This window comes from Spirosoma sp. KCTC 42546 (assembly GCF_006965485.1).
In the GTDB taxonomy this organism is placed as follows: domain Bacteria; phylum Bacteroidota; class Bacteroidia; order Cytophagales; family Spirosomataceae; genus Spirosoma.
In genome coordinates this window covers 1190535-1203290 of the sequence record NZ_CP041360.1, presented here as the reverse complement: position 1 = coordinate 1203290, position 12756 = coordinate 1190535, and the positions used below count along the sequence as shown (strand labels likewise).

The window sequence follows — 12756 nt, the reverse complement described above, 5'->3', positions numbered from 1 at the left end:
GGAGGAGAGGGAAGAAAGGGAGAAAAGGAAAAACAACAAAAGCTTATTTTCCCCCTTTCCTCCCCCTCCTCCCTTTACTCCCTCTCCTCCTTCTTCCCTAATTCTTATGTTAACAAACTACCTCAAAATCGCCTGGCGGGGGCTTCTGAAAAACCGCCTGTTTACGTTCCTGAATTTAGTTGGCCTGGCAACGGGCCTAGCCGTGGCCCTGCTGCTGATGTTGTATGTAAAAGACGAACTTCAGTTCGACAAATACCATACGAATGCCGACCGGATTTATCGGGTCAAAGCAACGGTTTCCTTCGATGGAAAAACCATGAAATGGGCCAACTCGCCCAATGCCGTTGGACCGGCGCTGAAAGCCGACATCCCGACTGTAGCGCAGCAGGTACGGCTACTCCGCCATAATTACGGGCAGACCGCTTTCGTGAACTCAGGCGAGAAGAAATTTGCTGAGAAGAACTTCTACTGGGCCGACAATAGCCTGTTCGATGTGTTCGATATTGGTTTATTGAAAGGAAACCCCAAAACAGCGCTCGATGGACCACGTAAGGTTGTGCTCAGTCAGGCAGCCGCCGACCGCTATTTTGGCACCGAAAATCCAATCGGCAAAATCCTGAATGTCGACAACAAGGATACGCTGGAAGTGACGGGTGTTTACGCGAATTTTCCAGGTACCTCGACGCTGGATGCCGACATGATCGGGTCGTTCAGTAGTGTACGCTGGGCAAAGAATCCAACCTGGGACAACGCCAGTTTTGAAACCTATCTGCTGCTCACTCCGCAGGCTAACCACGCTCAGGTGGAACAGCAAATGGCGGTCGTTCTAAATAAAAACGTACCCAAAGACAATCAATATTTCACGCTCGGCCTCCAACCCCTCACCGACATTCACCTGCATTCGGCGGATATTACCAATGCCAATACCACCCGCATCGGCGATTTTCAGCAGGTTAAAATTCTCCTGATTCTGGCCATCGTCATCCTGCTGATTGCGTCCATCAACTACATGAATCTAGCCACGGCCAAGGCGCAGATTCGTTTTCGCGAGGTGGGCGTTATTAAAACCGTCGGCGCAACGATGCAGCAACTGATCAGCCGTTTCTACCTCGAAACAGGGTTAATGATGTCGATCGCGCTGGTACTGGCCATCGTCTTAGTGTCGCTTAGTTTACCCTTATTCAACCAGCTAACCGGCAAGCAATTACCCTTTCAGGCCCTAATATCGCCCGAAGTAGTGGGTGGCCTGCTGCTCATTGGGTTACTCATTACCCTTATTGCAGGCTCTTATCCAGCCTTTTACCTGTCGTCATTTTCGCCCAAATACCTGCTCAGCACCACCTTCCGAAACCAGTCGGGGGCGGGTTTATTCCGGCGGTCGCTGGTGGTTATTCAGTTCACGGCCTCGGTCGTGCTGATGGTGAGTACGTTCATTTTCTACCAGCAGTTGCAGTTTATTCAGTCGCAGAAATTGGGCTATGAACCCACGCAGGTGCTGGCCATCATGACCTCGGCGGCAAAGGACAAAACGCAGATCGATGCCCTGATGAACGACTATCGAAGCCTGAGTAATGTTGTTGATGTTTGCCGGGCGCAGGCTTTCCCCGGCTATGGGGGCAGTGGCCGAACGATCACTAAATCAGACAAGAACAGCAACAACGCAAGCGATGGCATGGCCATTCGGACGAACCGGGTCGGGAGTGACTTTATTAATGTGCTGGGCTTAAAACTGCTGGCAGGCCGCGCTTTTTCTGACGTAAAAGATCCTAAAGACACAACGGTACAGGTGGTACTGAACAAAACGGCGGTTCAGTATTTAGGCTACACACCCCAAAAAGCGATTGGGCAGAAAGCGCATAATCTGTTCGGGTGGGACCGGGCCGAGATTGTGGGAGTTGTTGAGGATTTCCATTTCGAATCGCTCCACATGCCCATTGGTGCCTACGCATTCCACAATGCCGATACGGAGTCGCGACCCTATCTGCTTGTCAAAACCAAGACGGCTCATTTGCCCGAAACCATGCGGCAACTGGAAGGCGTTTTCCAGAAAGACATGTCCGATTCGGCCTTTGAATTCACCTTCCTGGATGATTTCCTGAACACGCTATACAGATCTGAGCAACGTACCGCCCAGGTCGTATTCGTGTTCTCGGCCCTGGCCATCCTGATTGCCTGTTTGGGCTTGTTTGGCTTAGCCGCCTTCACGGCCGAACAACGGACCAAAGAAATCGGCGTTCGGAAAGTGCTGGGGGCTTCGGTATTCAGCATTGTGGGCCTGCTCTCCAAAGACTTCCTGAAACTTGTATTCGTCGCAATCCTGATTGCCTCACCCCTCGCCTGGTATGGCATGAATCAGTGGTTGCAGGACTTCGCCTATAAAATCGACATCGAATGGTGGATGTTCGCCCTGGCGGGCCTGCTGGCCGTGGGTGTAGCGTTGTTAACGGTGAGTTTCCAGAGTATCAAAGCCGCGTTGATGAATCCAGTGAAGAGTTTAAAAACGGAATAAAGAGGGAGAAAAGGGAGGAAGGAGGAGAGGGAGGAAGGAACTAGAACGTTCACTTTTTATCCTACTCTTCCGCGATGGCGGCCCGCCTTTCCTCCCCTCCTCCTTCCTCCCTTTTCTCCCCCTTACTATGCTAAAAAACTATATCATTCTCGCCTGGCGGAATCTGGTTACTAACCGGGTAACGTCGTTTATCAACATTGTTGGATTATCTATTGCGGTTGCGTGTAGCATCGCCGTTTTTTTAATTCTGAAAAACTTCTGGACGCTGGATAATTTCCATGTCAACGGCGATCGGATTTTCATGGTAGAATACACGATGGAAGTCAATAAGGAAACGCAGGTATACGGCAATGCCCCGGCTCCCATTGCTGCCGCTTTGGCTACTGACTTTCCTCAGGTGAAACGGGCGGTTCGCGTCCAGCGGGAAGGGGTACAAGTGGTTCGTAAGGAAAATCTGTTCGACGAAACGATTACCTATGCGGATGCCAACTTTTTCCAACTGTTCACGTTCCCGCTGAAGTACGGAAACCCGGCAGCGCTGGCCGATCCGAATGCTATCATTCTCAGCAGCGAAATGGCGGAGAAGTACTTCCCGAACCAGATTCCAATCGGGCAATCCTTTGCCATCGTTACGGGTGAGCGGGAACAAAACCAGTTCATCGTGCAGGGCGTGGCCGAGAAATTCCCGAACAATACCGGCTTTGCCTTCGACCTGCTGACCGGCTATCATCCCGTTCACGCGTCGCTGAAGAATCAGGATTGGTCCTCTCACATCTATGGCGTGTTCATTGAGCTTAAGGAAAAAACCGATGTAAAGTCGCTGGCTGGGCAAATGGGTCGGTATGTGGCGTTGTATAATTCCAGGAACCGGGAGAATCCCATTAAATCGTTCATCTTCGATAATCTCCGCGATCCGGCCCCGAATGCCTACGAGGTGAACCGCCGTCCGGCCGAAGCCAACCACCCAATCACGACGGTCCTGTTTTCGGCTATCGCCCTGATCATGATGGGCTTGTCGTGTTTCAACTACGTCAATATCTCGCTGGGAGCGGCAACCCAGCGATTAAAAGAAATTGGTGTACGCAAGGTGATGGGTGGTACGCGCCAGCAATTGATTGCCCAGTTCATGACCGAAAATCTGCTGCTTTGTTTTGTGGCTCTGTTGCTGGCATTGGTTATCACCACCGCATTTCTGGTTCCCCTGTTTAATGACCTGATGGTCATGAGCATATCGATCTCCTTTGGTCAAAACTTGCCTTTGTGGGGTTTTCTGGCTGGCCTGTTAGCGTTTACGGCCATTGCGTCGGGGGCGTATCCGGCCTTGTATGTTTCCGCCTTCAGGCCCATTGCTGTCCTGGCGGGGAAGCTGAAGTTTGGCACCAAAAACACGTTCAGCCGGGCGCTGTTGGTTGCGCAATTTGTGCTGGCATTTATGTCGGTTATTCTGGGGGTTGTCCTGACGAGTGCCGGTGTGCAGTGGAAAAACCTCGATTGGGGCTACAATCCCGATCAAACGCTGGTCCTTCGCCTGACCGATAGCACCCAGTTTACCATCGTCAAAAATGAGCTGGCCCGAAACCCATCCGTCAGGACGATTGCGGGTGCCGAAAACCACGTTGGCGAATCAGTAGGCCGGGCAACAATCTACCTGGGCGATATGCAGGAAAACGTGCTTCAGTACAACGTTGGCCCCGATTATTTTGACGCAATGGGGCTCAACCTGGCGTCGGGCCATTTCTTCGAAAACAACCGTGTCGCCGAAAACACCGAATCGGTCATTGTCAATGAGTCGTTTGTACAGAAGCACAACTGGAAAGATGCCGCCGTTGGTAAGTCGATACGGGTAGATAAGAAGTTAGTTACGATTGCCGGAGTCGTCAAGGATTTCAAATTAATGGGTTCTGGCGCAGCACGCCCGGCCATTTTTTTCGCTGCCCAGCCGCCTATGTTTAGCTACTTAGTTGCCCGATTCGATCCGGGAAGCGGCCCCAAGGTAGTAGCCAATCTGGAACAAATCTGGCAGGCTAAATTCCCAAACACGACGGCTTCTCATTTTTACCAGAAAGATGTGTTCGATGGCTTTAACACCACGTTTCAAAACCTGTCCAACGGTTTTGGCTATCTGGCCGGACTGGCGTTGCTGATTGCCTGCATGGGGCTGTATGGATTAGCGGCTCAGCATTTTTCCAGACGGATGAAAGAGGTGGGCGTACGAAAAATGCTGGGGGCGACAATTGCCCAGATCGTTTTGCTGGTCAACCGTGAATTCCTGCTTTTATTGTCGATTGCCGGACTCCTGGCCAATGTGCTTTGCTTTTTGGGCATCAAGTTATTGCTCCAGAACACCCAGGAATTTACGGGTTCATTCCAGCCGGGTATCGGGTGGTTCTTTCTGGCCAATACGGTCGTTTTCATCACGGCAGCCATCGCCGTAGGCACGCAGAGCTGGAAAATGGCAAATGTTCAGCTATCAAACGTCCTTAAAAACAACGACTAAGTATAGCTGTCATTACTAGTCAGTTATCGTCATCACATGCCGTAAATGTCAACTAATGACGATAACTGACTAGTAATGACAATTAATGACTATTTCTTAAACCATGTTTTTCAACTACCTCAAAATCGCCTATCGAAACCTGCTTCGGCAGAAGGGGTTTTCGCTGATCAACATCGTCGGGTTAACGGTTGGGTTGACCTGTTGCTTTCTGATTCTGCTGTTTGTTCGGCACGAACTCAGCTACGACACCTTCCAGCAGAAATACGACCGAATTTATCGGCTCACGTACCTGCCCAAGTTTGCGGGTTTGGAACAACCGCTGGCGCTGACTCCTCCGCCCGCATCGCCCTTACTGCCCGCTAACTTTTCAGAAATCGAAACGTCGGCTCGCTTATATCGGAGCAATGCCACGATTGAAGTACTCAGCCAGCGCCAGGAGCACCCTATCAAGTACGATGAGGAACGGTTCTTCTTCGGCGATTCCACCCTGCTCAACATTTTCAGCTTTCATTTTCGGCAAGGCAATCCGAGTACGGCCCTGCGTGACAAGTTTACCGTGGTAATTACCGATGAGATAGCCGCCAAGTATTTCGGCAGGCAGAATCCACTGGGTAAAACGCTGCTATACGAAGGCAAGTATCCGTTGCGGGTAACGGGTGTGGTGGATCGGCTTCCCGACAACTCGCACATTCACCTCGACTTGCTGGCGAATTATGAGACGATGTATGCGACTGAAAGTGAGGCCGCCCGCCAGAATCTCCCCCAGAACTGGGTAATCTCGCATGGGTATACCTATGTGTTGCTTCGGCCCGGACGTTCGCCCGAAACGGTTAATGCCCGCTTCCCGAAGTTTCTGCTGACCTATGCCAACAAGCAGTTTGCCAAAGACATAGTGTACAAACTGGAACCACTTCGGGATATCCATCTTCGGTCTGAAGCGCAGGCTACGCCAGAGCCGTCGGGCAGTATGACGTATCTCTATGTTTTCATTGGCATTGCCTTGATGACACTCTTAATTGCCTGCATCAACTTTGTGAACCTGTCAACGGCACGATCACTAAAACGGGCAAAGGAAGTCGGTATCCGAAAAGTGTTAGGCAGTGATAAACAACAACTGATTGCGCAGTTCCTGGGCGAGTCGATCCTATTAAGCCTCATTGCGTTAGTCTTCTCGTTCCTGCTTATTGGCGCGCTCTTGCCCGTCCTGAATAACCTGACGGGCAAGTCGATCAGCATGAACTATTTTTTATCCGACATCGGGTTAATTGTGCTTTTCATTGGCGTCGCTTTGCTAACGGGTATATTATCGGGTAGTTACCCGGCCTTTTTCGTCTCCGGCTTCCAGCCTATTGCCACCCTGAAAGGCAGTTTTGTGAGCGGTAAGGCTAAAGGAGGGGTCGTTCGGCAGGTGTTGCTGGGGGTGCAGTTCGTAGCGTCTATTGCCCTGATTATCGGAACGCTGGTATCGTTTCAGCAACTCGATTATATGCAGAATCGGCCACTAGGATTCGACAAATCGTTTATGATCATGGCCAATACGCGTAGTGATAAAATCACCAATGTATTCGCAAACCGAAACGACAGTACGTACCTACGCCTAAAAACATTCAAGGAAATCCTGCTCAACAACCCGCATATTCAGCAGGTTACGCTCTCTAACCGACCCATGGGCGACGGCTCCATCCGACGGAATGTAATTCCCGAAGGGCATAGGCCTGATGAGAACATGTTTATTGGCTCTGTCGGCATCGACCATAATTTCGCCCAGACGTACGGGCTGACATTTGTGGCGGGCCGGGATTTTTCGGAAGCCTACCCGACGGATAAAACGGCGGCATTTCTGATCAATGAAACGGGCGTCAAGCAACTGGGCTGGAAGTCGTCGTCGGCAGCGCTGGGCAAATCGGTGAATCTGGAAGGGAAAGAGGGCAAAATTGTGGGGGTCCTGAAGGATTTTCACAATCAGTCGTTGCTGGATCCTATTGAAGGCACATTATTCTCCGTTGATCAACCCCGCTTATCGCTCTTCTCCATTAAAATACAAGCGCAGGATAAAGCGAAAACCCTGAAATTCATTCAGCAGGAATGGGATAAATACTTTCCCGAAAAAGGCTTTAGCTATCAGTTTCTCGATGAACGCCTTGCCCAACTCTACGAGCGTGAACAGCGGTTAAGCAAGCTCATCGGCTACTTTGCCGGATTGGCCATCCTGATTTCCTGCCTGGGTTTATACGGATTGGTATCGCTGGTAACGCAGCAAAAAACGAAGGAAATCGGCATTCGGAAAGTACTGGGCGCATCGGTATCCAGCCTGGTTGGCCTGTTATCGAAAGACTTCGTTATCCTGGTGCTGGTGGCGCTGGTCATTGCCTCGCCCCTGGCGTGGTGGGCCATGACCAAATGGCTGGCAGGCTTTGCGTACAAAATTACGATTAGCTGGTGGGTATTCGCGCTGGCGGGCATACTGACCGTGCTGATTGCCCTATTAACGGTGAGTTTCCAGAGTATCAAAGCCGCGTTGATGAATCCGGTGAAAAGTTTGCGCTCTGAATAGCGTGGAGCTTGGAGCGGGGGGCACGGAGACGGGCGGGGTTTCTGACTCCGTGCTCCCGGCTCCCGGCCCCACGCCAACCTACAGCCTATTGGCTTGCCAGGGTATTGTTACTTTTCCGGCCTTGATGTCCAGCGGTAACCATACATATCGAGAATCCTCAAGATTCGTTTTGTTCCAGCGATCGGCCATGAACAGGAACTTGCCTTGCTTCGGGTCGAGTGGAACGATGTAGGTGCTTTGCGATTGGAAGGTCGTTTCAGCATTCGGGCCTACGCAGGGATTCGCCTGAGTTGTCCACTTCCCCAACGGCGAATCGGCAACGGCAACCGAGGCTGGATTAGGACTCCAGCCCGTGCAGTCCGACGTAATTAAATAGTATTTTCCGGCCTGTTTAACCAGTGCTGGTGCTTCCCGTCGTTTGCCTTCCAGCAAGCGGATGTACCAATTGGTTGGCTTCAGGTAATCGTCCGATAACAGGTTAATGTGCAGCGTATTGTTGTTTTCGGACGAGTGAATCAGGTAGGCTTTTCCGTCATCATCCTGAAAGACAGTCATATCCCGCGAATCGTGTCCATTGGGTTTCAGGCTACCCAAATAGCGATACGGCCCGGTCGGTTTGTTGCTTACGGCAACGCCCGCATGTGCATAGCTGTAGTCTTTGTGGTCGATGTGCATCCACATAACAAACTGCCCTGTTTTCTGGTTATAAACCACCTTGGGTCGCTCGATGACGTTGCTGGTATCTAAATCACTCCGGCGATTATTCGTCGTTGCCGACAGCACAACACCTTCGTATTTCCAGGCTTTCAGGTCTTTTGATGAATAGCAGGAAATGCCCCCCGCCGGAACCCGATAACATTCCCAACTCTGGCCGGGAACGAGCCATGTTTTCCCTTTTTTGATTTCCCCAAACCAGTAGTACGTTCCCTTATGCTGAAGCATCCCCCCACCGTGTGCATTGATGAAATGCCCATCGGTATCTTTCCACAAACCCGCTTGTTCTGAGGAGTTTTTCACTGGTTGTTTTCTGGGCTGCGCCAAGAGTAGTCCACTGTTTAGGACTAGAGATAGAACTAGTAAAAAACGAAAAATGGGTAAGGTTTCCATAGGTTGTAAAGATACGCACGTTCTCGTCTGACTTCGCCGATCGGGCTGGCGTACCACCGGGCTGGCGCACCAGTGAGGACTATTGTCATTCTTATGAAAAGGAGCGTTAAAAGAGACCGTCATTTTTACGATCTGTCTGATTCAATCTGTCGTATACGGTTTCAATGATACGCTATGATAAGTTCAGTCAGCCTCTCCCTGGAGACGGTCAAGGCGGTTTTGGTCGTAGCAGTAAACAGGTTCTGTGCACTCAGGCGGGCTAGTATTCGGTTTAGGCTCCGGACCGGAATCGCTAAGTAGTCTGCCAGATTTTGTTTGGATACGGAAGGCTGACTCTCAGTAAACAGAAAAAGTACTTTCAGGATAGCATACTCTACTGGAAAAATTTGCTGGTAGGACGCTCGTTGGGCTGTACGGCTTAGCCGCAGGGCCAGTTCCTGGAGCAGGAGCCGATTAAAATGGGGCTCCTCCAGCAAATACGAGTGAAACAAGTCCTGACTAATCTGGTAGGCCGTAACATCCGTCAGTGCTTCAACGGTAGACAGATTGTCCGTCCCGGTCAAAAGCTCCAGTTCACCCAGCATTTCGCCTTCGCCTAAAAATTCCAGCACATAACTTCGGCCGTTTTCTTCGGTGATGAAACACTTAACGATCCCTCCGGTGAGCAGGTAAACCCACTGCGGACAATCGCCCTGATTAATCAGCGACTGGCCCTGGGTAAATGTTCGCCGACTAATCGATGACGAATGCGTATCGGCGGCAACTAGCCGATTGAGGTAAGTCAGTAAATCCGGATTGTATTTAATTATCACGCCAGTTACAACGGGTCAAATGTCCTTGACAGGCCCTTATATTGTGGACAACAAAGGTAAAGATAATCCTTGGGGACTAGATCCTCTAAACCGAATCACCGCTTTACCGGCTGACCCAATGCGCTATTTTTTGATTGATACCGTAACGAAGTATATGCCACTACTTATCTCTTAATTTAAATGGACATTAAAGCCTTACCTAAAGTTGAACTGCATCTGCATCTGGATTGCTCCCTAAGCTACAACGTGGTTAATGCTATTGACCCAACCATTACCGAAGCCCAATATCAGGAGGAGTTCATTGCCCCGGCTAAGTGCCACAATTTGGCCGATTTTCTGACACGGGCTCCCAAGGGCATTGAGTTGATGCAAACACCCGAGCAACTGAAATTGGTGGTGCGGGATTTATTTAAGCAATTAGCGGCCGATCATGTGCTCTATGCTGAACTGCGCTTTGCCCCCCTTCAACATCTGGAGAAAGGCCTTACTCCGGAAGAGGTGGTTCATTATACGGAAGCGGCTACGGCGCAGGCCGTGCGGGAAACGGGCATCGAAGCCCGACTGATACTCTGTACCCTGCGTCACTATACCGAAGCCCAAAGTATGGAAACGGTGCGACTGGTCGAGCAGTTTAAGGACACGCACGTAACAGGCTTCGACATTGCCGCCGACGAAGCGGGCTTCCCTATTGCCGCGCATGTGAACGCATTTGAGTATGCCAGACAGCACGGTCTTTTCTGCACGGCTCACGCGGGGGAAGCGAAAGGGCCGTCGAGTGTCTGGGAAACGTTGGCATATTTTGGCCCCAGCCGGATCGGCCATGGCGTCCGTAGCATCGAAGATCCCCAGTTAGTGGCGCACCTGAAGAAGCACCAGATTCACCTCGAAGTTTGTCCAACCTGTAATGTGCAGATCGACCTGTACGATACGTATGCCCAGCATCCGGTGGACAAACTCTACCGGGCGGGTGTGGCACTTAACCTCAATACCGATGCTCGAACCATCGTCAACGTTAGCTTGAGTGAAGAGTATCAAAAGATGCAACAAACGTTTGGCTGGGACATTGCTGATTTTTACGCGACCAATCGCCAGGCCCTGCTAGCGGCCTTTATCCCCAATCAATTAAAGCAGGACCTACTGTTTCAACTGCAAAAGCGATACCACGCGTTGGCGCCCCAACAGATACCGGCCCAATAAGCCCAAACTATGAACATAGCTAAAGAAAACCTTAAACTGATTGCCTTCGATGCTGACGATACACTGTGGGCCAATCAGCCTCTGTTCGACGACGTTGAGCGAGACCTGCGAACGTTTTTAGCTCAATACGGCACCCCCGATCAGCTCGATGCAGCCCTAATTGCCGTACAGAGCCAAAACATTGCCCTGATGGGCTACGGAGCCAAAGGATTCATCTTATCGATGATCGAAGTAGCCATTCTGCTAACGGAGGGACAGGTGCTGGGCCGGGAAATTCAGCAGCTCATTGACCAGGGCAAGTATTTGCTCCAGTACCGGATTGATCTACTCGATGGGGTCGAGGAAACCCTGCGCCAACTCAGCGGAGCCTATCCATTGATGGTACTGACCAAAGGTGATCTGCTGGATCAGGAAAGCAAGCTGGCCCGTTCGGGTATCGGGCATTATTTCGACCATGTCGAGATTGTTAGCGAAAAAAATGAGCTGACTTACCAACAGCTACTCAAACGCTACAGATTGCAGCCAGCCGAGTTTCTAATGATCGGCAATTCGCTTAAGTCCGATGTGCTGCCGGTCGTGAATATCGGTGCGAACGCCATTTACGTACCCTTTTATACGACTGCATTGCACGAGCAGATCGCTGTGGCCGGTAATGGCTATGGACAGATCGAACGCATGAGCGAATTAATCGCTCTGCTCAACGGTAGGCAACTGCTGTAAATCTGTGGGGGAATACTTCAGCTAGTGTTGGCTGGATAGTAAGAAAATGCGTCTATTAAAAACGCTCCTGCCTGAGACGAAGCTAAATGAATGTATCTTCGTCTCAGGCAGGAGCGTTATTTGAGAATAATTTACTATCGGTAACATAGAGGCAGTTAGCCAACTTGATCCATCATATCCTAATCACTCATCTCACGTTCTCGGTCGACAAAGCCAAGCGAGAACGTGAGAATGTAGGGATATTTACAGATCCGTGGCGTTTTACCCAACCCCTCCCCTTGAGCGGTGAGTTTTACCCACAAGTCGGGGCTTTTGGGCATAAACTATCCGTTCTTTGATATATTGTATCTAGCTCGTGGAGGCAACTTGAGGACGGCCTTGCCTGCCAGATGCAGCACTATAAAGTAGGGGATAAACGGCTCGACCGACGCTGCCAACAACTGCAGACTCAGTTGATGCACCGCGATTGCGGGCAGTCATTGCCTCGGCTTTTCAAGCAAAGCGCCCAACTCAAAGCCTTCTATTGGTTGGTCAACAGCCCTAAACTTACCCCCAAAGCCATGAGCAAAGCCTACCCGGATGGAGTAGTCGACTGGGCCAGCCGACAGCCAAAAACCGCTAAAGAGCACTAGCTGTTTCAGGATACCACAGTGGCCCGCTTTCATGGGTGTAAGCTTGATGCAAAACGCCGATGACAACGGGCTTTTGCTTCATCAGGGCTTACTGACCCATGGCGAGTTTGTGCCCCTGGGACTGCCCGTTGAGCAAGTGATTCAGCGAGATCGAACCGAGTTTGGCAAACACCACGCCCGTAAACAGCCCCCCTTCGCGGAAAAGAAAGTTACAAGTGGATCGAAGCCCTGGACTTCGCCCGCCATTTTGAGCGTCGGACAGGCTTTCACATCCTGTAGGTGGCCGATTCGGAGTGTGCCATAGCCTGGTACCACTATGCGCTCAGCCATCATCAGGCGGTTGTGGTGACCGGGGGCTCCCAGCCCCAACTAGCCGACACGTCTATGAGTGTATCGGCTTAGTTGGCCCAGCAACCCGCCGACACCAGCTTTACCGGCCCATCGGCGACAGCAAGGGGCAACTTCACCAGCGGTTATGTGCCCTTAAGTGGGCCAACCTAGAGCTCCATCAGATTGAGAAGGCCCGTTGGCTGGTCGACTTAGCTCCACCAGATGCGGTGGCTGATGAGTCCCCTACTCGTTGGTGTCTGGTCACCAATGTTAGGGTTAGTACGCTGGCTGATGGGGTGGAGCCAGTGGACATTTATACCCATCGCTGGCGCACCTGCGAAGACTTCCACAAGTGTCTCAAAACGGGCTGTGGCATTGAAAGCCGCGACTTCGATTAG

Annotated in this window: 10 protein-coding genes; 8 read left to right on the top strand and 2 right to left on the bottom strand. The window is 51.1% G+C overall.

Annotated elements, in window-relative coordinates:
* Window positions 1-106: 106 nt before the first annotated feature.
* From EXU85_RS04840 to EXU85_RS04830, 3 genes are all read left to right on the top strand, one after another.
* Complete coding sequence (locus EXU85_RS04840; protein ID WP_142770984.1) at window positions 107-2509, top strand: ABC transporter permease; 2403 nt, start codon at window positions 107-109, stop codon at window positions 2507-2509.
* A gap of 127 nt (window positions 2510-2636) precedes the next feature.
* Window positions 2637-5006, top strand: a complete 2370-nt coding sequence (locus EXU85_RS04835) for an ABC transporter permease (RefSeq protein ID WP_142770983.1) — start codon at window positions 2637-2639, stop codon at window positions 5004-5006.
* Between the two features lie 103 nt (window positions 5007-5109).
* Complete coding sequence (locus EXU85_RS04830; RefSeq protein ID WP_142770982.1) at window positions 5110-7560, top strand: ABC transporter permease; 2451 nt, start codon at window positions 5110-5112, stop codon at window positions 7558-7560.
* A 78-nt stretch (window positions 7561-7638) separates the two neighbouring features.
* On the opposite strand, the gene EXU85_RS04825 is transcribed toward EXU85_RS04830, so the two are convergent.
* On the bottom strand, window positions 7639-8577 hold the full coding sequence (locus EXU85_RS04825) for a glycoside hydrolase family 43 protein (protein ID WP_210422439.1): 939 nt from the start codon (window positions 8575-8577) through the stop codon (window positions 7639-7641).
* Between the two features lie 251 nt (window positions 8578-8828).
* Window positions 8829-9479: a Crp/Fnr family transcriptional regulator gene (locus tag EXU85_RS04820; protein WP_142770981.1), complete on the bottom strand. Its 651-nt coding sequence runs from the start codon at window positions 9477-9479 to the stop codon at window positions 8829-8831.
* A 180-nt stretch (window positions 9480-9659) separates the two neighbouring features.
* Here EXU85_RS04820 and add point away from each other — a divergent pair, with 180 nt between their 5' ends.
* From add to EXU85_RS04795, 5 genes are all read left to right on the top strand, one after another.
* Window positions 9660-10676 carry an adenosine deaminase gene (gene add, locus EXU85_RS04815; RefSeq protein ID WP_168207743.1) on the top strand — a complete coding sequence of 339 codons (1017 nt, stop codon included), beginning with the start codon at window positions 9660-9662 and terminating at the stop codon, window positions 10674-10676.
* A 9-nt stretch (window positions 10677-10685) separates the two neighbouring features.
* Window positions 10686-11396 carry an HAD family hydrolase gene (locus tag EXU85_RS04810; protein WP_142770980.1) on the top strand — a complete coding sequence of 237 codons (711 nt, stop codon included), beginning with the start codon at window positions 10686-10688 and terminating at the stop codon, window positions 11394-11396.
* 389 nt (window positions 11397-11785) lie between these two features.
* A complete protein-coding gene (locus tag EXU85_RS04805) occupies window positions 11786-12028 on the top strand; it encodes a transposase DNA-binding-containing protein (protein ID WP_142770979.1) in 243 nt (80 codons plus the stop codon).
* A 46-nt stretch (window positions 12029-12074) separates the two neighbouring features.
* Window positions 12075-12332, top strand: coding sequence for a hypothetical protein (locus EXU85_RS04800; protein ID WP_142770978.1), 258 nt, complete (start codon window positions 12075-12077; stop codon window positions 12330-12332).
* The gene (locus EXU85_RS04795; RefSeq protein ID WP_142770977.1) at window positions 12322-12756 is read left to right on the top strand and encodes a hypothetical protein; all 435 of its coding nucleotides are present in this window, start codon (window positions 12322-12324) and stop codon (window positions 12754-12756) included. Before EXU85_RS04800 ends, EXU85_RS04795 begins: the two co-directional genes overlap by 11 nt.

Bases quoted from the DNA above. Each gene is read 5' to 3' on its own strand.
- EXU85_RS04840 (WP_142770984.1), top strand. From the start codon at position 107: ATGTTAACAAACTACCTCAAAATCGCCTGGCGGGGGCTTCTGAAAAAC.
- EXU85_RS04835 (WP_142770983.1), top strand. From the start codon at position 2,637: ATGCTAAAAAACTATATCATTCTCGCCTGGCGGAATCTGGTTACTAAC.
- EXU85_RS04830 (WP_142770982.1), top strand. From the start codon at position 5,110: ATGTTTTTCAACTACCTCAAAATCGCCTATCGAAACCTGCTTCGGCAG.
- add (WP_168207743.1), top strand. From the start codon at position 9,660: ATGGACATTAAAGCCTTACCTAAAGTTGAACTGCATCTGCATCTGGAT.
- EXU85_RS04810 (WP_142770980.1), top strand. From the start codon at position 10,686: ATGAACATAGCTAAAGAAAACCTTAAACTGATTGCCTTCGATGCTGAC.
- EXU85_RS04805 (WP_142770979.1), top strand. From the start codon at position 11,786: ATGCAGCACTATAAAGTAGGGGATAAACGGCTCGACCGACGCTGCCAA.
- EXU85_RS04800 (WP_142770978.1), top strand. From the start codon at position 12,075: ATGCAAAACGCCGATGACAACGGGCTTTTGCTTCATCAGGGCTTACTG.